Annotated in this window: 14 protein-coding genes and 2 pseudogenes; 3 read left to right on the top strand and 13 right to left on the bottom strand. The window is 59.8% G+C overall.

Annotated features, from left to right (window positions below):
* Positions 1 to 9: 9 nt before the first annotated feature.
* From bcsA (R0140_RS01165) to bcsR, 3 genes are read right to left on the bottom strand one after another with little or no spacing between them, the layout of a single operon-like run.
* Positions 10 to 2,628, bottom strand: a complete 2,619-nt coding sequence (bcsA, locus tag R0140_RS01165) for a UDP-forming cellulose synthase catalytic subunit (RefSeq protein ID WP_012540356.1) — start codon at positions 2,626 to 2,628, stop codon at positions 10 to 12.
* Positions 2,625 to 3,356 carry a cellulose biosynthesis protein BcsQ gene (bcsQ, locus tag R0140_RS01160; RefSeq protein ID WP_022064695.1) on the bottom strand — a complete coding sequence of 244 codons (732 nt, stop codon included), beginning with the start codon at positions 3,354 to 3,356 and terminating at the stop codon, positions 2,625 to 2,627. Before bcsQ ends, bcsA (R0140_RS01165) begins: the two co-directional genes overlap by 4 nt.
* Before the next feature lie 11 nt (positions 3,357 to 3,367).
* Positions 3,368 to 3,556, bottom strand: coding sequence for a cellulose biosynthesis protein BcsR (bcsR, locus tag R0140_RS01155; RefSeq protein WP_002921513.1), 189 nt, complete (start codon positions 3,554 to 3,556; stop codon positions 3,368 to 3,370).
* A gap of 168 nt (positions 3,557 to 3,724) precedes the next feature.
* On the opposite strand from bcsR, the gene bcsE reads away from it, so the two are divergent.
* The 3 genes from bcsE to bcsG are packed head-to-tail and all read left to right on the top strand — an operon-like array spanning position 3,725 to position 7,151.
* Positions 3,725 to 5,278, top strand: coding sequence for a cellulose biosynthesis protein BcsE (bcsE, locus tag R0140_RS01150; RefSeq protein WP_032740317.1), 1,554 nt, complete (start codon positions 3,725 to 3,727; stop codon positions 5,276 to 5,278).
* The gene (gene bcsF / locus R0140_RS01145) at positions 5,278 to 5,475 is read left to right on the top strand and encodes a cellulose biosynthesis protein BcsF (RefSeq protein ID WP_008806912.1); all 198 of its coding nucleotides are present in this window, start codon (positions 5,278 to 5,280) and stop codon (positions 5,473 to 5,475) included. The genes bcsE and bcsF overlap by 1 nt, the downstream gene beginning before the upstream one ends.
* A complete protein-coding gene (gene bcsG, locus R0140_RS01140) occupies positions 5,472 to 7,151 on the top strand; it encodes a cellulose biosynthesis protein BcsG (protein WP_032740318.1) in 1,680 nt (559 codons plus the stop codon). The genes bcsF and bcsG overlap by 4 nt, the downstream gene beginning before the upstream one ends.
* 107 nt (positions 7,152 to 7,258) lie before the next feature.
* On the opposite strand, the gene R0140_RS01135 is transcribed toward bcsG, so the two are convergent.
* From R0140_RS01135 to dppD, 10 genes and pseudogenes are all read right to left on the bottom strand, one after another.
* A complete protein-coding gene (locus R0140_RS01135) occupies positions 7,259 to 8,260 on the bottom strand; it encodes a glycosyl hydrolase family 8 (protein ID WP_012967086.1) in 1,002 nt (333 codons plus the stop codon).
* 11 nt (positions 8,261 to 8,271) lie between these two features.
* Entirely contained in the window at positions 8,272 to 8,748 is a 477-nt protein-coding gene (gene bcsD / locus R0140_RS01130) for a cellulose biosynthesis protein BcsD (RefSeq protein ID WP_008806909.1), read from the bottom strand.
* A complete protein-coding gene (locus R0140_RS01125) occupies positions 8,748 to 12,800 on the bottom strand; it encodes a cellulose biosynthesis protein BcsC (protein WP_032740320.1) in 4,053 nt (1,350 codons plus the stop codon). Before R0140_RS01125 ends, bcsD begins: the two co-directional genes overlap by 1 nt.
* Positions 12,800 to 15,232 carry a cellulose biosynthesis cyclic di-GMP-binding regulatory protein BcsB gene (gene bcsB / locus R0140_RS01120; protein ID WP_032740321.1) on the bottom strand — a complete coding sequence of 811 codons (2,433 nt, stop codon included), beginning with the start codon at positions 15,230 to 15,232 and terminating at the stop codon, positions 12,800 to 12,802. Before bcsB ends, R0140_RS01125 begins: the two co-directional genes overlap by 1 nt.
* The gene (gene bcsA / locus R0140_RS01115) at positions 15,229 to 17,340 is read right to left on the bottom strand and encodes a UDP-forming cellulose synthase catalytic subunit (RefSeq protein WP_008806906.1); all 2,112 of its coding nucleotides are present in this window, start codon (positions 17,338 to 17,340) and stop codon (positions 15,229 to 15,231) included. The genes bcsB and bcsA (R0140_RS01115) overlap by 4 nt, the downstream gene beginning before the upstream one ends.
* A gap of 19 nt (positions 17,341 to 17,359) precedes the next feature.
* A pseudogene (locus R0140_RS01110) lies at positions 17,360 to 18,152 on the bottom strand (cellulose synthase operon protein YhjQ/BcsQ).
* Position 18,153: 1 nt separating this feature from the next.
* Complete coding sequence (locus tag R0140_RS01105; RefSeq protein ID WP_008806904.1) at positions 18,154 to 18,690, bottom strand: cellulose biosynthesis protein BcsO; 537 nt, start codon at positions 18,688 to 18,690, stop codon at positions 18,154 to 18,156.
* A 316-nt stretch (positions 18,691 to 19,006) separates the two neighbouring features.
* Positions 19,007 to 19,180, bottom strand: a pseudogene (locus R0140_RS01100) (hypothetical protein); the annotation flags it as partial.
* A gap of 24 nt (positions 19,181 to 19,204) precedes the next feature.
* Complete coding sequence (gene dppF / locus R0140_RS01095) at positions 19,205 to 20,218, bottom strand: dipeptide ABC transporter ATP-binding subunit DppF (protein WP_008806903.1); 1,014 nt, start codon at positions 20,216 to 20,218, stop codon at positions 19,205 to 19,207.
* On the bottom strand, positions 20,215 to 21,198 hold the full coding sequence (gene dppD, locus R0140_RS01090; RefSeq protein WP_012540347.1) for a dipeptide ABC transporter ATP-binding protein: 984 nt from the start codon (positions 21,196 to 21,198) through the stop codon (positions 20,215 to 20,217). The genes dppF and dppD overlap by 4 nt, the downstream gene beginning before the upstream one ends.
* Positions 21,199 to 21,201: the final 3 nt, after the last annotated feature.

Below are 21,201 nucleotides of genomic sequence, written 5' to 3'. Positions count from 1 at the left end.
GCATTATCATCATTGTTGAGCCATTGCCGGGTCTGCGGAGAGCGTCGGCGCGGCGCGTTCAGGGCGTCGGGGTACAAACGACACTATCCAGGCCACCAGCGAAGTGAGCGCGCGGAAAACCACCTTCACCGACGGCGGCGAAAACTCCGCCAGGTGACGATAGCCACGGAAGCCCAGCTTGAGGATATCCAGCAGGCTTTCCATCGGCTTGTCTTCCGGGAAGCTATCCTGCCAAAGCGCCCACGTATCAGCGCGGGCAAACGTACACTGCACAAAATCGATATGCTGTTGGTTGGTCAACGGCAGTAGCTGGAGCCCCACCTCGCTGCCGTTGACCCGCGCGACCCTTACCGGGAAGGCATATTCCTGCTGTCCCCGTTTGAGCAACAGCCTGGCGTTCTGGCCTTCCAGCACCTGCGCGTCGCCGTGAATTTTGATCCCCAGCCCGCCGTCGGAATAGTCGTGAACCGTGCAGGAGAACAGATGGCCATCTTCGCGGGCAATCGCCGCCGGCATGCTCATTTCGACACGATGCGAACGGCGAACCTGCTTGCTTTCGACCGAGACCGCCACCGCGCCGCCAAGAATAATCAGGTTGTAGAACACCCAGACAATACTCACCCAGACGGTGAGAATTTCGTTTTCCGGGCCATACATAAATCGCCAGATCCCCACCGCGACGCCGACCAGATTGAGCAGTACAAGGTAGATATAGGGCCGGGAGATCACCCAGTCGACATACTCTTCTTCCACCAGCCCGCCCTTCGCGGTGACGTTGAACTTACCTTTATGCGGGTTAATCAGCGCCACAAAGGTGGGCGGCGCGATATACCAGGCCAGCACCGTCTCGTAGATTTCACTCCAGAACGAATGGCGGTATTTGCCCTGAATCTTCGAGTTGGTCAGGCTGGCGTGGATCATGTGCGGCAGCACGAACAGCGCGATCATCAGCGCGGGCGCATAAATGATATAGGCATGGAGCAGCAAAAAGGCCAGCGGCGCCGTGAGGAAGATGAGGCGCGGAATACCGGAGAGGAAGTGGAGCATGGCGTTAGCGTAGCAGACGCGCTGCGCCAGCTTCAGGCCTTTGCCAAACAGCGGGTTATCGAGCCGGAAAATCTGCACCATCCCGCGCGCCCAGCGGATGCGCTGGCCGATATGCGCGGACAAACTCTCCGTCGCCAGCCCCGCCGCCTGCGGGATCCGCATATAGGCTGAGGTGTGTCCCCGCCGGTGCAGACGCAGAGAGGTATGGGCATCTTCGGTTACCGTTTCGACGGCTATCCCGCCAATCTCATCCAGCGGGCCGCGACGGATAACGGCGCAGGAGCCGCAGAAGAAGGTGGCGTCCCACATATCGTTCCCGTCCTGCACCAGGCCGTAGAACAACGTCCCTTCGTTCGGCGTTTTGCGAAAGCGGCCAAGGTTGCGCTCAAAGGGATCGGGCGAGAAGAAGTGGTGCGGGGTCTGCATCATCGCCAGCTCTTTCTCTTTCAGGAACCAGCCCATGGTCATCTGCAGAAACGAGCGCGTTGGCACATGGTCGCAGTCAAAGATCGAGACGAACTCCCCTTTAGCGTATTTCAGCGCATTGTTGATGTTACCGGCCTTGGCGTGCTCGTGGCTGGTACGGGCGATATAGTGCACCCCGACATCTTTGGCAAACTGGCGAAACGCTTCCCGTCCACCATCGTCGAGGATCCAGATGTTCAGCTTGTCCTTCGGCCAGTCGATGCCCTGCGAGGCGTAAATGGTGTTTTTCACCACGTTGAGATCTTCGTTGTAGGTAGGGACGAAGATGTCCACGGTTGGCCACAGATCCATATCCTCCGGCAGCGGCACCGGCTGGCGGTTCAGCGGCCAGACCACCTGGAAGTAGCCCAGCACCAGCACCACCCAGGCGTAGGTCTCTGCGAACAGCAGAATGATCCCGCACACCAGGCTTACCGGGTCGTTCCAGTTCAGCGTCGAGGTGTAGCGCCACCAGATATAGCGGCACGACACCGTCAGCGACAGCACGATAAGCATCAGCGCCGAGAAACGCCCCGGGATGCGCCGCACCAGCAGCGCCACGCCCCACAGCAGCATCAGGAAGATAAACTGCGACAGCGGGTTAAAGGGCTGCGTAATACACATTAGCGCCAGCACCAGCGAGCAGAAGGTCACCCCCCCAAGGATTGCCCGGCGCAGCTTCGGATTAAGGTGCGCCAGCTCTTTCTGTTTATCCAGATGGCCGGTGCGGGCGTTCACCTGTTCAGGCAGTTTCTCCAGCCATTGCGTATAGCGACCGTGCACCCCTTCCAGGGCCGCCAGCGAGCGCCAGTTGACCTTTTTTTCCGGCTCCGGCACGCGCGTCGCCAGCAACCACAGGGATTGCAGCAGGTAGCGCAGCGGATCCAGCGGACGCGGGCGATGCGGATTAATATGGGGAAAATAGGTTTCATGGTGGGCCAGAATCGCCTGCCAGCGCGGCGTCTCCAGCGGCATCAGCGCCCAGACCAGCGACGCCCACAGACAGCCAAGCGACGCCGAAAGCCAGGAGGCCCCGTGCTGCCGATAGTCGTCATAGCGCGCGCGCAGCCGTTCCCCCACCGGCGGAGCCAGCAGCAGCGTGCTGAGGCGGATCATGCCGGCCTCCCGCCGGAATAGTGGATCAGGCACCAGTTCGCCAGGGTCAGCACCTCTTCCGCCGCCAGGGAGTCCTGACGATACTCCCCAAGAGGCTGTTTCGCCGCCAGGCACTCGGCCATCGCCTCGTCGCGGTGAATCGTCACCGGCAGGATGCGCGGCTGGCTCTCCAGCCACAGCTGGTAGAGATCTTCCTGCAGCTGGCTGCCGACCCGCAGGTCGTTAATCAGAATGTCGCTGTTGGCCGGGAGGGGCTGCTGGTGTAGACGGATATGGCTATTGGCGTCGGGATGAACCACCACCAGCGTGCGATCGCATAGCGTCAGCAGCTCGCGGGTTAATGGCGAATAACCGTTCGGCAGATCCAGCAGCAGCCAGCGGTACTGACTCTGCAGCTGCTGCACAGCCTCCGCCATCGCCCCCAGCGCGGGCTGCAGCTGGTCAGCATTTTCTCTTTCGCCGGCGCTGAGCTGGCCAAACGGCAGCAGATCGATATGTTGCGTATAGCGCAGACCCGCGTCGCGCCAGTCCCGGCCGTCGAGCAGCGCCCGCGCCCAGCCGTCCTGATGATGGACATCGGTATTGAAAAAAAAGCGCAGCATATTATCCGGGCTGGCGTCGATCGCCAGCACCGTTTCACCGAGCAATTGCAGCGCCCAGGCGAGTGCAGCCGTAATGGACGTGACGCCAGTCCCCCCGCGCACGCCCTGTAATCCCAGAATAGCCATCTCCGGCTTCCTTATTTTTTCTCTGCAAACTCTGCCAGTAACGGCCAGCGCTTCAGCGCCGCATTCAGCTGCTCGCGCCGGGAAATATCATGATAATCAATATCCGGCAGGGAAAATGCCCGGCTTAGCGCCAGAAAATCATTTTGAAAGGTGTACCCCAGCGTGGCGTCCGTGGGTACTGCAGGATCTTTTGCTGGCATATCTCTGTCCGTTTGAAATTTATTATTAAACCAGAGGACGAATACAGCGCATCCTTAAAAGCAGGTGTACATGCTAAAACTGATGACCTTTAATTTCAATGTTAGGTTTACTCTGCCGGTTTCGCTAGTAAACTTATCCAGTGTCAATCAGGGCGCACGAGGGATGCCGTGGATAGTGTATTTACTTTGGGTATTTCATCATTATGGGATGAAGTGTGCCATATGCCGGTCGGTGGGGTATGGTGGCTCAACGTTGACCGTTATACCGATGCCGTCAGTCTGTTTAATCAGACGCTGGCCGCGCAGGCGAAAAACAGCAAGATCGCCGCGCTGGTAATGGGAGACAAACCTAATAATATCATTTCATTAGATAATGAAGGTGGCCCGGATAATATCGCGCTGTTCACCCTGCCGAATCGTCCGGAAGCCCTGGAAGAAATACATCGTGATTTAGTCTGCTCCCTCGAACCTGGCAATTACTTGTTTATTCTGCTATGCGCTGAAAATACCTGGCAAAATATAAATAAAGATAAGCTATGCGCGTGGGTGGAAAAGACCAGCCGCTGGGCGCAATATCACCGTTGCGCTTTCCTGGCGATCAATTCCGCCCAGGATATCGATCGACAGCTCACCCCATTATTACGCGAGTACCGTTCCCTTTCCGGCCTGGCAAGTATTCGTTACCAGGGCGACCGGCATCTCTTTGATATTGCCTGGTGGGGAAGCGACAAAGGCATCAGCGCTCAGCAGCAGCTGATGGTCCAACACGATGATGCCGGCTGGCGGCTGGCGCAGGAGACGGAAACCAACGTTCAGCCACGTAGTGATGAGAAGGTGATCCTCAGCAATATGCGCGTGCTGGAAGGCGCCCCGCCGCTGTCGGAATACTGGACCCTGTTCGATACCAACGACGAGGTTTTCAACGCCGGGCGCACCGCACAAGCGGCCACGGTACTTTTCTCCATCACCCAGAATACGCAAATTGAACAGCTGGGCCGCTATATTCATACCCTGCGTCGCCAGCGCGGTACGGCGCTGAAAATTATTGTCCGTGAACAAACGCCCAGCCTGCGCGCGACAGATGAGCGGCTACTGCTTAGCAGCGGCGCCAGTCTGGTGATCCCCAGCAGCGCGTCGCTCTCCCGCTGTCTGACGTTGATCGAAAGCGTGCAGAACCAAAAATTCTCCCGCCATATTCCGGAGGATTTCGCCACGCTGTTGACCTGGAGCCAGCCGTTAAAGCTGCGCGGCTACCAGAAGTGGGATGCTTTCTGCGAGGCGGTACAGAACGTGATGGCCAATACCCTGCTGCCCGCCGACAGCAAAGGCGTAATGGTGGCCCTGCGCCCGGCGCCAGGGCTGCGCGTTGAGCAGGCGCTGACGTTATGCAAACCCAACCGGATGGGCGATATCATGACCATCGGCAATAACCGGCTGGTGCTGTTTTTGTCGTTTTGCCGGATCAATGACCTCGATACCGCGCTAAACCACATTTTCCCGCTGCCGACCGGCGATATTTTTTCTAACCGCATGGTGTGGTTTGAAGACAAGCAGATCCTCTCGGAAATCGTGATCATGCGCGGCGTCGAGCCCGCGCACTGGAACACGCCGCTGCCCTTGTCGATAGATAAAAACGAAACCATCAACGCCACCCACGATGGACGCCACTGGCGACGCTACCCCGAGCCGCACCGGTTAACCACCCGCGAGGAACAAGCCTGATGATGTCTATCGCCGATATTCTGCAACTGGTGGTGCTCTGCGCCCTGCTGTTTTTCCCGCTGGGTTACCTGACGCGCCATTACCAGCGCCGTATTCGCACGACGTTAAGATTGATGTTCTTTAAACCCCGTTACGTGAAACCGGCAGGCGTATTACGCCGGGGAGCCACGGTTAAGCAAGGCAAAGCGAACAAATGACAAACACTAAACCGACCGCGACACCGCTTCCGCTCTGGCAGTACTGGCGCGGCCTTGGCGGCTGGAATTTATATTTTCTGGTCAAATTTGCCCTGCTGTGGGCCGGGTATCTCAATTTCCACCCGATGCTGAACCTGGTGTTTCTCGCCTTTCTGCTGGTGCCGATCCCGCGCGAAAAGCTACACCGTATCCGCCACTGGATCGCTATTCCGCTCGGCTTCGCGCTGTTCTGGCACGATACCTGGCTGCCCGGTCCGGAGACGCTTCTTAGCCAGGGTTCGCAAATCGCCGGCTTCAGCGCCAGCTATATCTGGGATCTGATCGTCCGGTTTATTAACTGGAGCATGGTCGGCGCCTTCTTTGTTTTACTGGTCCTGTGGCTGTTTATCAGTCAGTGGCTGCGCGTCACTGTGTTTGTCTCCGCGATGGTCGTCTGGCTGGCGGTCAGCCCACTGCTGCCGGCCTTTACCCTGTGGCCCGCCGGTCAGCCCACCACGGCCGCCGCCACGACCGCGCCGGCCAATACCGGGGCCAACGCCGCCGCTGGCGCCGCGACCAGCCCCGCCAGCAGCGATATTCCGCCGCAGACCGAGCCGCCGACGTCAGCCAATCTCACCAACTGGCTGAACGGTTTCTATGCCGCCGAGCAGAAGCGCAAAACGCCGTTCCCGGACCAGCTGCCGGCGGATGCCCAGCCGTTTGACCTGCTGGTGATCAATATCTGCTCGCTCTCCTGGTCGGATATTGAAGCCGCCGGTCTGATGGACCATCCGCTGTGGAAGCATTTCGATATTGTCTTCAAAAACTTTAACTCCGCGACCTCCTACAGCGGCCCGGCGGCGGTGCGCCTGCTGCGCGCCAGCTGCGGCCAGCTGTCGCATACCAACCTGTATCAGCCGTCCGGCGCCGATTGCTACCTGTTTGAAAACCTGGCGAAACTCGGCTTCAACCAGCAGCTGATGCTCGGCCATAACGGTCTGTTCGGCGACTTCCTGAAAGAACTGCGTTCGCTGGGCGGCATGCAGAGCCCGCTGATGGACCAGACCGGGTTGCCGGTCAGCCTGCAGGCGTTTGACGGCTCCCCGGTGTATGAGGATCTGGCGGTCCTCAACCGCTGGCTGAAGACCGAAGAGGCCAGCAGCAATCCGCGGAGCGCCACCTTCTATAACACCTTGCCGCTGCATGACGGCAATCACTTCCCGGGGCAAAGCAAAACCGCAGACTACAAAGTGCGGGCGCAGAAGCTGTTTGATGACCTGGATAACTTCTTCACCGAGCTGGAGAAATCGGGGCGGAAAGTGATGGTGGTGGTGGTGCCGGAACACGGCGGCGCGCTGAAGGGCGATAAGATGCAGGTCTCTGGCCTGCGGGATATCCCGAGCCCGTCGATCACGAACGTCCCGACGGCGGTAAAATTCTTCGGCATGAAAGCGCCGCATGAAGGGGCGCCGATTATCATCGATCAGCCCAGCAGTTACCTGGCGGTGTCGGAGCTGGTGGTGCGTGCCCTCGACGGCAAAATGTTCAGCGAGGACAGCGTCAACTGGCAGCAGTATGTCGCAAACCTGCCGCAGAGCGCAGCGGTGTCCGAAAACGCCAACGCCATCGTCATCCAGTATCAGGGCAAGCCTTATGTCCAGCTGAATGGCGGTAGCTGGGTGCCTTATCCGCAATAAGCGACAAGGCCGCCCAAACTGGCGGCCTTACATCGTGAGACGTTCCCATTCTCCCTTCCCCACCCGCATGCCTACGGGCGGGGAAGGCGGCAAATCAATCACCGTCTCTAACGCTGATCCTGTTTCGCCAGCCAGACCAACTGCTTGAGGCTGGCAGAGTAATAATCATCCTTGTCGTCAATCTGCGGCGCCTCCTGCGGTTCACCCAGCGTCAGATCGCGCACCGCCAGCAGACCGCCGGCCATATACCAGGGGGCCACCTCGTTGGTGCTGACGTTGATCCACGCCGGGGTTTGCAGACGCGGGTAACTCTGCATCCAGGCCTTCCACGGCGCGAGCAAAGCGCTTTGCGGATCGGCCCACGAGAGATACAGCGGGATACGAATCGCATCGAAACTCATCCGCGGCGGCCACTCTTTGGCTGGCAGCATCTTGCCATCCGCCCGCAGCGCCACCCAGTCGCTGGGCAGGTGTGATTTCCCCCACCCCATCTGCCCCAGCAGCGCCTGTCCGTCGGTCTGCAATGTCCGCCAGGCGGTCAGATGCGTCCGCTCCGCGAAGGCGCGCCAGGCCGGGAAGATGAAATAGGAGGGATTAAGGTTCAGATGGTCGTTGAGATTGAACCCTTTCACGCCCGGGAGCATCACCTGACGACCGGCGAAGGTCACCACCGTATATTTCAGCAGGGAGGCGGTGATGGCATCCGAGGCAATCGCGTAGCGCTTGTCCTGCCACTGCTTTTGCGCACGCAACAGCGCCCAGGCGATCAGCGTATCGCCATCAGAGGCGTTGTTTTTATCGGCGATAGGGTCCGGCGCCACCGGGTTATAGCGCCAGTAAAACAGCCCGTTAGACTTATCGCGCAGGGTGCTGTCCGTCCACTGCCACAGCTTGTCGAACGCCGGGCGATCGTTATTCGCCACCGCCAGGAGCATGGCAAAGCCCTGACCTTCCGTATGCGACACATTGCCATTGGCGGTATCAATGATACGGCCGTCCGGCATCATAAAACGGGCCTTATAGCGCTCCCAGGCCGTATCCGCCCACGCCCGGGGCACCAGCATCACTGCCGTTGTCACTATCACCGCCACTAAAGCACGCAGGGGCATACATTCACTCATTATGGATGGTAGTAAAGAAACTGAACGTCAGAGACAGAGAACACCCGCTCACGTTGTAAAACGACATGAGCACTGCCTCCCTGACTCTGCAGCCAGCGAGAATATAACCCCTCCAGTATGGCACAGAACGCGTTGCACCAGCGCACGCGTCCCGCGTCGTCCCGGCTGACCGGCAACGCCTGATGGCGCAGGCGCAGGCCATCCTCACCGACATCAATCGTCACCACGCCCCAGTGGAAATGGGTCAGCAGCCGGTTGATATTCGCCTCCAGCTCTCCCACCGTCTCCGACGCCGGCAGCGGATGGGTCTCCGCCAGCGAGGCGCCCATCTGACGCAGGAAGGGCTGGCTTTCCAGCTCGCCGGCATTATTTAACATACCTTCGACCATAATAACCAACAGATCGAACCATCCGGCAGGCGTCTGCTGCTGCTGGAACCAGGTCGTGACCACCGGGTTATTGTTCTCCGTCATCATCAATGATCTCCCAACATATAGCGGATATAGAGCCCGGCGGTGCTTTCGTTATAATCCCCGAAGGTGTCATAGCCAATCTGGCCCCCCAGCGTCATCTGTTTGTTAACCTTGTAGTCCGCCCCGGCGCGCAGGGTATAGCCGATGCCGCTCTTCGAGGTCGCGGAATAGTAGGCTTCCTTGGCAAACCCATTGCTCACCGCCGTCTCCAGGGTCTGCTGCCACTCCGAATTGGTCGGGAAATAGGCGCTCTTATCCTGACTGTAAGACTGGTAGCCCACCGAGCCGCCAAGCTTCATGGTCCAGTTATCATATTTCTCCGTCAGACTGACCGGCAGCGACACGCTGACATAGTTTTGCGGGCTAAAGTAGCCCCCCTGGCCATAGGTGAAGTAGCTGAGGTTCTTGGAATAATCCATATAGCTCATGCTCAACCCGGTCTGTAACTGGCGGTATTCGTCATGATAGGGCCGCAGATAGACCCCGGCATTGGCGTTAATGCTGGTGTTGCTGGCGACGTTCTGCCCCAGATAGCTGTATCCGCCGCCGCCGACATAGAAGCCCGCGTCGCCGTCGTCATAGCTCAGCTGCAGGGTGCCGCCGTTTTTCGTCACCTGCCCCCAGGTTTTACCGGAATAGGCGTCTTTCAGACCAACGTAAGAAAGCAGGCTGTCGGTCAGTGAGCGGCGTTCGCCGGTCAGGATCAGCGACAGGTAGTTGCTCAGCTTAGGCGACCATTTCACCCCGCCGACAACGGTATTGAGATCCTGGCCCAGCGGCGTGCTGCCAATATCGACGCGATAATCGTCACCGCTTAACGCCAGCGCCAGCTCGACGCCGTTAGCCTTCTGCGAATCGGTTGAGCCGCTGGTCTGGTCAACGTTCGGCTTAAGGCTGGAAGAGGCCAGATAGCTGGCGACCTGTCCCGAATCATAGCTCCCGAGCTTCGCCAGGTTTTCCATCCCGCTGCTGGTGGTCGGATTGAAATCTGCCGCATTCAGGGTGCCCAGGCCGCTTAAGGCTTCGGCCCCCGGATTGCTGGCAAAATAGGCCGTCCGCTCCGCCTCGGTCATCGAGGCGATCGCCGCCTGCTCGCTGGTGGCGGTACTCACCATATTGGAGACCGCGTTAGCCAGCGGGTTGGCGCCGTAGCGACGCCAGGCGTCGCCGCTGGCGGTTCCGGCGTTCAACGACACCGGGGTGACGGTAAAGTCAAAGCGCGAATCGCCAAATGGCGAAGAAGACCAGGTCAGCGGCGTCCGGAGCTCCGTCAGCTTGCTGGTACCCGATTCGCCGTCGCGCCCGCGCACGTCCATACCGCCCTGCAGCCAGCTGCCGGTTTTCTCCTGCAGAGACTCCATCATGGTGTCCACCTGGCGCAGCATCCGCGTCTCGGCGGTGTCCACTGGCAGATCGGGGCGCTGGATCCCCGGCAGCGTGGAACCGGGCGCGGCGGCCGACTGGGCGACCTGCCACGGCATATACTGTCCGTAGGTGGAAGCGGTCCGCGTCGGCGCCGACGTTTGCGACACGCCGATGAAGGGGTTATCCGCCGCCAGCACCCCGCCGACGGTCGGCGTTTCGCTGCTGTTGGTGCTTTGCATACCCAGCAGTTTGCCGCGGGCGCTACGCAGGTAGGTCATCGCCTGCTGATGATGGCCCTGCGCCTCTGCGACTCTCGCCAGCAGCAGCAGGCGGTCCGGGGAGTTATCCTGACGCAAGCCGCCGGCCAGCTGTTCGGCGCGATCGTTATTCCCCGCCGACAGCGCCACGTCGATGGCCCCGGCGCGCGCATCCTGGTTCGGCGTATCACGCGTCATCAGGTAGTCATAAACCACCCCGGCCTCTTTATTCATTTTGCCGCTCTGGTACAACCGCGCCATCGCGAACATCAGATCGGTATTCTGCGGGTCGCTTTGCATGGCGCGGATCAGCTTGTCATACGCCGCGGCGTAGTTGCCCTGCTCGCGCAGGCGATCGGCTTCGTTGATCACATAGCCATTGCGAATACTCGCCAGCTGCGTCGGCGTACTGCTGGCCTGCAGCTGCGGATTGCTGAGCAGGTTCTGCGCCTCGCCGGTCAGCCCGGCCTGATTCAGCACCGCAATCTGATCGGCGTAATCACCGGCGTTGCCGGACACCCCGCTGCTGATATTGTTGCGCACCAGCGAGACCGCGGTAGTCAGATCGCCGCTCTCGGCCAGCAGCCGCGCCAGCTTGCCGGCGTCCGCCGGGGCTTTCGGCGGCGTGGAGGCCATCGCCCGCAGGGTATTGCTGGCGGCAGTGCGGTTGCCCTGCGCCAGATAGTTTTCGGCGGTCGCCAGCTGCAGGTTGTAGTTCACCCGCTGGCGTAAATCGCGCATGTCGCTGGTCTGGCTGCCGCCGGGAATGCGCGCCAGCAGCGTCTGCGCCTGCTGCCAGGCGCCGTTTTCGCTGGCAAACAGGGCGGCGGCATACAGCGCATTGTTGCTGGCGCCGGGGCGATAGGCCGCCGACATCAGCGAAGAGGCCTCGCTGCCGTTACCCGATTTTTGCAACAGCCGGGCCAGATCAAGGCGCAGCCAGGGATCGTCCGGATAGCGGGCGACGCCTTCGCGCAGAGTGGCAATCGCGCCGGCTGGATTACCGCTGCTGACCTGCGCCTGGGCCTGACGGCGCACGGCATCGCCCGGCATACCGGCCACCACCCGAGGCTGCAGTTTTTGCTGCAGGCTCTGCGGGAGCGTCTGCAGCATCGCCTGCGCCTCGGCGGATTTATTCTGCTCGCGCAGCACGTAATAGAGGTTTTCCCGCCCCGCCGCGTTCTGCGGGTCGTCGCTTAACAGCGAGCGTAGCGTTTGCTCCGCCTGGGGCAAATCTTTGTTATGCCGCAGCACATCGGCGCGGAACAGCTTCGCCGAGGCGCCCCGCGCCCCGCTCTGCTGCGCCAGCGGCGCGGAGAGCGCCAGCGCCTGACTAATATTGCCCTGCTTATAGGCCTGCTGCGCCTGCGCCAGCTGGCCGTAGAACAGCGCATCGGCCGCCTGCTGACGACGGGTCGCCGAGGCGTCGCCGCCGAGATCCGCCGCCCGGCTCAAATACTGTGACGCGGCCTGGTAGTCGCCGCTGCGCTGCGCGATATAACCCATGCCCGCCAGCGCATCGGCATCCTGCGGGTTGGTCTGCAGCACCTCTTCAAATTGCTGCTTCGCGGCGGCGGTATTGCCGCTGTTCAGATTGGCGTAGCCCTGGCCGCGCGCCTGACCGCTGCGCCGTTCGCGAAAGTAATTCTGAACTTCGCTATCCTGCGGATGCCGCTGCATCCAGGTATCGTAATACTGCTCATCCCCGGCCTGCGGGCCCAGCCAGAGCAGCGCCTGACGCAAGCCGCTGTCCGCCTCTTTATTGCCGCTGGCCATCGGCTCGAGCAGAGCGATCCCTTCCCGGCGGGTCTCTTCCCGCCAGGTTAAGGCTTTGCCCAGCGCCACCCGCGGGGCGTTCTCCTGCGGATGCTGGGCCACGTACTGGCGCAGTTCGCTGATGGCCTGCGGATAAAGCGATTTGTCGCTGGCCATGGTCAGGTAATATTCCGCCGCCAGCCCGGCAGGCGGCGTATTGCCATTAAACATGCTGCGCCAGGTCGCCAGCGCCCCGGGAATATTGCCGCCGCGCGCCTGCTGGCGGGCCAGACTGAGCTGCCCCTGCGGCACCTGCGACATCTTTTTAGCGTTGTCTAAATCCTGCAGCCCCGGGCTGTCCGGCGCCGCTTTCGCCAGCCGGGCGCGCCACTGCGCCGCCGCCTGCATATCGCCACCCTGCTGCGACCAGAGCGCCATCAGATACAGCGCCTGGGTGTTATTGGCATCGACCGAAAGCACCTTCTGCAGGGACTCCATCGCCAGTTCGTCATGGGATTTCTCATGCCAGTAGTTGGCCTGGGCGAACAGCGCCTGCAGCGCCGCGTCGTTACCTGCCGCCAGCGCGCCGCCAGAAGCACCGAGAGTCAACGCGCCGGTGAGGCAGAACGTCGTGAGCCGGCGGGAGGTTTTCATCGTTATTGTTATCTTTCTTTTCATTAGTTATCCCCCGAACCCAGACGCTTACGGGCATGACGTTTAAACATCGCGGTCAGCGCCAGTCCCATTATCGAGGTGGCAATCAGCCCCAGCACCGCCAGGAAACCGGAATGCTGGCTGGCATACCAGACAGCCATCATGTACCACGGCATCTGACCGCTGGGGAACGGCGTGCTGACCTGGAAGCTGCGCACCCCGTTATCACTGGTGATCACCGCGGTATCGCCACGGATCCCGGCGTTGATACGCGGCGAGTCCAGATCGGTCTTCAATCGCGCCAGCTGGTCATCATTGCTGGCCATCGCCACCACCACCAGGCGAGTCGCGTTCCACGGCGAACGATAGCTGATGAACCCGCGCCAGGCGCTGCTGGACGAGAAGTAGCGATCGGCATCGAGGCTGGCCGAGGTCCAGTCGCCGGTGAGCCGACGCTGCACTTTTTGCCACAGGTCAGGCTCACGGACGCTCAGTGTGTTATCCACCGGACGATACGGTGAATCAGCCAGCAGGCTCTGGTTAAAGGCCTGCTGATCGAGAGCGGTGACTGCCAGCACGTCACGTTCGCGCAGCGACTGCAGATCCGCGCCACCGGTCGGCATCCCGAGCACGACGCGGTTATTCGCCAGCGCGGTGCCGGTCGCATTTCCGGAGCGCGCCGCCAGATTCAGCAGGGTGGCCACCTGGGTCTCAGACGGGTCCGCCGGCAGCATAAGCGTCGTTTGCGAATAGTCCGCCAGTCGCGAGAAAGGGAATGAGGCACCAACGAAATAGGAGAGGTTTGGCAGCAGCGAGAAGTGTCGCGTTTTGCTCAAATCAATCCAGGAGTCGTCAGTGATCCGGCTCTTGATATTGTTATTCAGCAGCACCGAGCACGGAACATCGTCCTTCGGCACCACATTGAAGTACATCGACAGCTGGTTATCGCCGTAGATCAGGTAGGGCGCCAGCGGGATGGTAAAGCGCTCCTGGCGCGCATCGCCCCCGAGGTGGCGCCAGACTTTCTCCAGCGGCCCCTGCTTGTTCATCGCCAGGTTATTGAGGAAGGTACCGTTGAGCGTGACGCTCAGCAGGGACTTGTCCTCATTAATCCAGCTTTCCGATGGGAAGCGGTAGCCAACCTGTAGCGGGATCGTCTCGCCATCCCAGAGATAGAGGTCGGGCGCGGCGCGAAAGGCGATACGTAAAGGCTCATGCCAGACGCCGCTGACGGTCGGGCTTTGATCCTTACGCAACAGTTCGCTGAGCCTGACCGGACGATCGGTGGGGATCCAGCGCGGCGCATCGTACGCTTTACCAACCGGGATGGTCTGCGGTTCGACATCCAGCGTCGCGGTTTGCGGCGCGAAGTTGCCGCGGGTCAACCGCCAGGCGGCCATGCGCAGCGCGGTATCGTTTTTACCGACAATCAGCAGCAGTTTGTAGGCCGGATTGGCGGGGTTGGCGATGATGCGCAGCAGCGGTTTATCGGTTTCCGGCAGCGTCATGCCGCCCACTTGCTCGCCCGGATGGCCAATCACAATACCATGGCGTTCCGGCAGGCGATCGCGCAGGGCGCTGAAGGCGATGCCGCGATAGTCCGCCTGGATACCCAGCCATGAAGAGACCAGCGCCGCGGCGCTGAAGACGTCAGCCGACGGCTTCGCCCCATAGGCGACCGCGATGTCCGCCGGGGTCATCTGCATACTGTCAAAGAAGGGGCGTGGGAAGTGGCTCAGGTCGTCGCTGATGTTCAGTTGCTGGCTTTCCCAGCTGAAATGCGACGTGGGCAGCACCGTCACCCGCGATGAATCATGAATGTCACGCTGGCACTGCAGGGTATCGCCATCGTTGATCTTCACGCTCAGGTTATTGCTGGAGACCATCAGCGCAGGCGGAATATCCAACTGATAATGTGAGACATCCTCGCCATCGGCACCCAGCGGCAGAGTGCCGAGGGGCTGACCGTTGAGCATCAGCTGCAGGGTGGCGTTGCGGCTCGCCATTTCCGGCGATACGCGGACGGCAAGGCTGAGCTGGGAATGGATCACCACCTGGTCGGAAGGCAGCGTAAAGCTAACGCCCCCCTGCCGCTGGCCGCCGCTGAGGATAATGCCATCCGGCATCCCCATTTGCGCCAGATTCAGATCGCCTCCCCAAACCGGGGCGACGGGGATGACATCGGGCGCAACCGTGTCGCTCACCGGCGGGGTTACTGCGGGCATCTCAGGCACAGGCGTTGTCAACGCCGCATCGCCTGCGGGGGCGGGCGCTACCGCTGGCGTGGCCTCTTCCGGAGCGGCCGCCGGAGGTTCGTCACCGGGCTCATTGTCCGCCGCGCCGTTGAGCTGCGGAAAACTCAGCGGGGCTGAAGCGCCAGTAGCCGGCTCTTCACTGTGCAGCGCAGGCGCAGAGAACATCCCTGCCAGCAGCGCCAGCGTCGTTAATCGCTTCATAACGTCCCATCCTCCTGCGCCGTTTTCGCCACAGCCGTCCGGCTGCGCTGGCTGCGACGGGTTTTCCACGTCAACCAGAACAGTTCGAACACGCAGCGCAAAATGGTGAAGAAGGAGCGGAACGGGTTATCCTGCGGGCGCGGCGGATTAATCCAGGCATCCGCGCGGGCCAGCACCACCCGCACCAGTTCACGGCGGCGTGAGAGAGGAATATCTTCATCAAACTTGAGGCGCAGGAAGCGCTCATCCGAGGTGACCAGCTGAGCCGGGATGGAGATAGCCCCGGACTGCAGGATCAGCTCAATCTCTTCGATATCATCCTCCAGATGGCGCATATCCGGCGCGGCCACGCGGCAGCCGCCCATCGACAGGTCCGCGGTATGGCTGCGGGAAACGATACCGCTGGCGTAATGGATCACCACCGGAATGTCGACATCGATACGAATGGTTTTTCGCACCTGCCGCGTTTCGCGCGCTACGGCAATCGCCGCCAGCAGGAAGATCAGGCTGTAGATCCCCCACCCGACGTTGAGGGCGATAACGTTGGGATCCGAGCCAAAGTAGTCATGGCCTATCGCCCGGACGATGCCGACGACCACCCCCAGGGCCAGCAGGCAGGCCACCACCAGATGCGGCCGCACCACGGTGAAATCGAAGTAACCGACGTCAAGCAGCCCGCCCTTATCGGTAACGTTGAATTTGCCGCGTTTGGGGAAAATCATCGTCACCAGAGTCGGCAGCACCAGGTGGAAGGCCAGTACAATATCGTAGATCTCCCCCCAGAAGCTGTAGCGATAGCGGCCGTTCATTCGCGAACCAACGTAAATAGCGAGGAACAGATGCGGCAGGGCATAGGAGACAATCAGGCTCGCTGAAGAGTAAATAATATTGAGGTTAAACAGCAGATAAGCCAGCGGGGCGGTGACAAACACCACCCTCGGGAGCGCGAACTGGTAGTAGAGCATGGCGCTCAGGTAGCACAAGCGCTGCTGGAAGGTCAGGCCGCGACCAAACAGGGGATTATCTACGCGAAAGATCTGCGTCATCCCGCGCGCCCAGCGGGTACGCTGGATGACGTGCACCACCAGACGTTCGGTGGCGAGACCAGCCGCCAGCGGAATATCGAGAAAGGCCGACTTCCATCCCAGACGCTGAAACTTCAGCGCCGTATGGGCATCTTCGGTCACCGTTTCGACAGCGAAACCGCCGATCTGCGCCAGCGCCTCGCGGCGGATCACCGCGCAGGAGCCGCAGAAAAAGGTGGCGTTCCAGTTGTCGTTCCCCTGCTGAATCGGGCCATAGAACAACATCCCTTCGTTCGGGATGTTGCGCCCGACGGAGAGGTTACGTTCAAACGGGTCCGGGGAATAGAAATAGTGCGGCGTCTGCACCAGAGCCAGCATCGGATCTTTCAGGAAACCGCCGACGGTGGCCTGCAGGAAGACGCGCGTGGCGACGTGGTCGCAGTCGAAAACGCAGATAAGCTCCCCGTGGGTCAGGGTCAGCGCATGGTTAAGGTTCCCCGCTTTGGCGTGCTTGTTGTCGTTACGGGTGATATAGCCCACGCCGACGTCGGCGGCGAACACGGCAAACTCACTGCGTTTGCCATCATCCAGAAGATAGATCTTCATTTTATCTTTTGGATAATCAATGCATTGTGCCGCCAGGACGGTATCGCGCACCACCTCTAACGGTTCGTTATAGCTCGGGATATAGATATCGACCGTCGGCCACTTACTCATATCATCCGGCAGTGGAACAATGCCGCGCTTCAGCGGCCAGACCGTCTGCAGGTAGTTAAGCAGCAGCATCACCCAGATATAAACTTCCGCCAGAAAGAGTCCCATCCCGAGAATGGCTTCAATGGATGAGTTGAAGTGCAGGGTCTGCGTGAGGCGAAAATACATGTAACGCGTGGACATCAGCAGCGACGTGACGACCATAATGACCGATACGCTGCGGCGCTTGCTGAAGCCCATCAGAAAGAGAATACCGATACTAAGCAGACCAAAAATATACTGCTTTTGGCTGTCCATCGGCGTGATCACCACCAGCACGGCGACGGGAGACAGCACCAGCGCCAGCAACCAAAAAAGAGATTTTTTCATTCAGCAGCCCTGCAATAAGTTAAAGCCCTGACATGCGTGGCTGGCTGTGCACCGTGCCATCGCCAATATGGATACCCAACAGCGAAGATATTTTTTTAGCCATGATTTCAATATCAAAGGCCGCTGCGGAGGAGGCGTTGAAGTCCAGGATCGACTTCTGCGAGGCATTAGCCTCTACCACGCTTTCATCACGATGGATCACGCCAAGCAGTCGCTCGCCCAGTTTCTCTTCCATCAGGCTGGTGACGTCCCGGCTGACCTGGCGACGGCTATCGCTTTGGTTTATGACGAAATAGTGCCCGTGCTTGTGATTCAGCGCCCCGCCGGTCAGGCGCTGCTTTTCCACGTGCGCCAGGGTCGACATTGAGGCGGTATCCGCCAGCAGCGGGATCAGATGCAGATCCGCCAGCCCCGTCAGGGCTTTCAGCGCCGGTGAAGGCCCTGGCGGCATATCGGCGATGGTGATAAGCCCGGGATAGTTGAGCAGCGCCGACAGACCGCGCTGGAGAAAATGGTCATTGTGGGTCAGTTGCTCATCAAACGCCTGACGCTGCGCTTCGCTCACTTCGCCGTAAGGCAGGACGAAAATATTGCTGCCGGCGCTCAGCACACACTGGCTCCAGTCATGCAGTTCCAGCGCCTTCGCCACGTAGCCCCGCTCATCGCTCAACGGCACGCCAAAATGCAAACGCAGCGCATTCTGGACGTCAAAATCCAGCGCCAGGACTTTGCTGCCGGTCCGCGCCAGCGAATAAGCTAAATTGGCCGCAAGGGTCGTTTTCCCCACGCCACCTTTCGGTGAACAGACGCAAATCAACGGCATGTAGCGATCCTTTCCAGAAGAGATTTCAAAGGCTGGTCTTTATTTTTCGCCACCGGCTCCGCGGTTTTTGCCGCGAACAGGTGGGCATAGTTGTCGGCGCCCGGCGCAGGCCGCGGGGCCATCCTCGGCGGCGGGGCCATCACCGGTTCAGGTACTGGCGTCGCTGCCAAGGGCTCTGCCGTCATCGCTGGCGCCGGAGCGACAGGTTCCGGCATTGCAGGTTCTGCGACCGGCAGTGGGATCGCGGCAATAACTGGGGGGACTGGCGCAACCGGAGGTGATGCTGGCGCGGCGACCACAGGGTCGACACGCTGGAAGAGATCCGCAGGCACGGGCTGCGGCAGCGGCGCGGAGACCGACCCTCCCAGCGCCAGAGAAGCGGGTTTCCCGGCGTCGGGATTCAGCTGATTGAGGATCGCCCAATCCCCATGTTCCCGCGTGGCGGCTTGCGAAGAAAGATCCTGAAATTTGAGGTTTTGCGTCCGCGTTTTTTCTTGAAAGCGCTGCAGATCATCATAATGGTTCATTGATAACCTCATGATTTTAAAAATGTCATATTAAGTTTGTTGTTATTTTCTGGGTATATTAAAAATATCGTGACGCTTCTGGTATGGCAGATAAAGCGCCGGTGGTGACGTACCAATACACACGATTGACAGGGTTATAATAGTTTAGAATTTGATTTTTGGGATGATTCCACGGCAGAAGTATCGCTACACTAACACTTCCCTTTCAGAAGGATAGCCCCATTTTTTAGGTATGCGTACATCCTTAACCCCCGCAACCATCGCGCTTCCCAGTCGTTTTTATATAAAAGTATTACGCCATGATGAAATCATAGCGTCAGTTGAACGAAAGAATAAACCTGAACCATTTTAATTTCTCTTTAATTCTATAAAAATGGACTGAAAGGCTTATTTTTTCGGATAATCGACGAAGAATGCTCCGAGAGTATGGCAGAAACTGCGGTAATAAACGGTGTTGCCAGGTTTCCTCTCCGGCGGAAGAGAAACTCCCGGTCCTGGGACCGGGAGTGTGCCATCAGGCGTGGGGTTTTTGCGGATTCTCATCCTGATCGACGGCAAAGCAGGCTACCAGCTGGCCGCCGTAATCCTTAAGCTGCGGCTGAAGCTGGGTGCAGGGACCAAAGCGTCGACGGCAGCGCGCGTTAAAGGCGCAGCCCGGCGGTGGGTTCAGCGGGCTCGGCAGTTCGCCGGTCAGCTTGATCCGCTCGCGCCGATCGTCCGGATTCAGACGCGGCGTCGCCGACAACAGCGCCTGGGTGTACGGATGACGCGGATTGTTGAAGATCTGGTCCTTGGTGCCCTTCTCCACGCAGCGGCCGAGATACATCACCATCACTTCATCAGCGATGTGCTCGACGACCGACAGGTCGTGGGAGATAAACACGTAGGACAGCCCTAAATCCTGCTGCAGATCCATCATCAGGTTCAGCACCTGGGCACGTACCGAAACGTCCAGCGCGGAAACCGGCTCATCGGCAATCACCACGTCCGGATCCAGCATCAGCCCGCGGGCAATAGCGATACGCTGGCGCTGACCGCCGGAAAACATATGCGGGTAGCGATCGTAATGCTCGGTTTTCAGGCCGACCTTCGCCATCATCGCCAGCGCTTTTTCACGGCGCTGCTCTTTACTCAGGCTGCTGTTAATCAACAGCGGCTCTTCCAGAATCTGCCCCACTTTTTTTCGCGGGTTCAGCGAACCATACGGGTTCTGGAACACAATCTGGATTTTCTGCCGCCGGAGCTTCTGCGCCTGCGGGTCATGCTTAAGCAGATCCTGCCCCTGATAATACAGCTCACCGCCAGTGGGGATCTCAATCATTGTCAGCAGACGACCGAGGGTCGATTTGCCGCAGCCCGACTCTCCCACCACCGCCAGCGTTTTACCACGCTCAAGGGTAAAGGAGACGCCGTCCAGCGCTTTCACCAGTCGTTCCGGGGCGAATATTCCCTTCTTCACCGGGTAGTGTTTTTTCAGATCAATGGCCTGCAACAGCGGTTGTTGCGTGGCGGCCTTTTGCGTACTCATAATCCAGGCCTCCCGGCATCATCGAGTGGGTAGTGACATTTAGACTGACGGCCGCCGGTAAGATCCGCGAGCGCGGGCTCTTCGCTCCGGCATTTATCCGTGGCATAGGGGCAGCGCGGGTTCAGCAGACAGCCGACAGGACGGTCATATTTCCCCGGCACCACGCCCGGCAGCGACGCCAGACGCGCCTTATCCTGGGCGAACTCCGGCAGCGCGCGCAGCAGCGCCTGGGTGTACGGATGACGCGGCGCGCGGAAGATATCCTTCGCATCACCGGTCTCCACCACCTGACCCGCATACATGACGATAATTTTATGCGCCGCCTCGGCCACCAGCGCCAGGTCGTGGGTGATCAGCACCAGCGCCATATTCTCTTGCTGCTGCAACTCCAGCAGCAGCTCGATGATCTGCGCCTGAATAGTCACGTCCAGTGCGGTGGTCGGTTCATCGGCAATCAGCAGTTTTGGCCGACAGGCAATCGCCATCGCGATCATCACGCGCTGACTCATCCCGCCGGAAAGCTGGTGCGGGTAAACGTCGAGCCGCGACGCCGGATCGGGAATGCCCACCAGGTTCAGCAGGTCGATGGCCCGCTGGCGGCGAGTTTGCTTATTGCCGCCCTGATGAACTTTGATCGCTTCCATAATCTGGTAGCCGACGGTATAGCACGGATTGAGGCTGGTCATCGGATCCTGGAAGATCATCGCCACTTCCGCCCCCACCAGCTGACGCCGCTCTTTTTCAGAGATGCGCTGCAGGTCGCGGCCATTGAACTCCAGTTTGTCCGCCATCACCCGCCCGGGATAGTCAATCAGGCCCATAATCGCCAGCGAACTGACGGATTTACCGGAACCGGACTCCCCCACAATACCGACCACTTCACCCTGATTCACGCTATAGCTGATGCGGTCTACGGCGCGGAACGGCGCGTTCTCATCGCCGAAATGCACCGATAATTTATCTACATTTAATAACGCCATCTC

Source organism: Klebsiella sp. w6 (assembly GCF_033100215.1).
GTDB lineage: Bacteria > Pseudomonadota > Gammaproteobacteria > Enterobacterales > Enterobacteriaceae > Klebsiella > Klebsiella variicola.
The sequence above is the reverse complement of the archived record's forward strand: the minus strand, read 5'-3'. Positions and strand labels throughout refer to the sequence as shown.

Bases quoted from the DNA above. Each gene is read 5' to 3' on its own strand.
- bcsQ (WP_022064695.1), bottom strand. From the start codon at position 3,356: ATGGCTATTCTGGGATTACAGGGCGTGCGCGGGGGGACTGGCGTCACG.
- bcsG (WP_032740318.1), top strand. From the start codon at position 5,472: ATGACAAACACTAAACCGACCGCGACACCGCTTCCGCTCTGGCAGTAC.
- bcsA (WP_012540356.1), bottom strand. From the start codon at position 2,628: ATGATCCGCCTCAGCACGCTGCTGCTGGCTCCGCCGGTGGGGGAACGG.
- bcsA (WP_008806906.1), bottom strand. From the start codon at position 17,340: ATGAAAAAATCTCTTTTTTGGTTGCTGGCGCTGGTGCTGTCTCCCGTC.
- bcsF (WP_008806912.1), top strand. From the start codon at position 5,278: ATGATGTCTATCGCCGATATTCTGCAACTGGTGGTGCTCTGCGCCCTG.
- bcsR (WP_002921513.1), bottom strand. From the start codon at position 3,556: ATGCCAGCAAAAGATCCTGCAGTACCCACGGACGCCACGCTGGGGTAC.
- R0140_RS01125 (WP_032740320.1), bottom strand. From the start codon at position 12,800: ATGAAAAGAAAGATAACAATAACGATGAAAACCTCCCGCCGGCTCACG.
- R0140_RS01135 (WP_012967086.1), bottom strand. From the start codon at position 8,260: ATGCCCCTGCGTGCTTTAGTGGCGGTGATAGTGACAACGGCAGTGATG.
- dppD (WP_012540347.1), bottom strand. From the start codon at position 21,198: ATGGCGTTATTAAATGTAGATAAATTATCGGTGCATTTCGGCGATGAG.
- bcsB (WP_032740321.1), bottom strand. From the start codon at position 15,232: ATGAAGCGATTAACGACGCTGGCGCTGCTGGCAGGGATGTTCTCTGCG.
- bcsD (WP_008806909.1), bottom strand. From the start codon at position 8,748: ATGATGACGGAGAACAATAACCCGGTGGTCACGACCTGGTTCCAGCAG.
- dppF (WP_008806903.1), bottom strand. From the start codon at position 20,218: ATGAGTACGCAAAAGGCCGCCACGCAACAACCGCTGTTGCAGGCCATT.
- R0140_RS01105 (WP_008806904.1), bottom strand. From the start codon at position 18,690: ATGAACCATTATGATGATCTGCAGCGCTTTCAAGAAAAAACGCGGACG.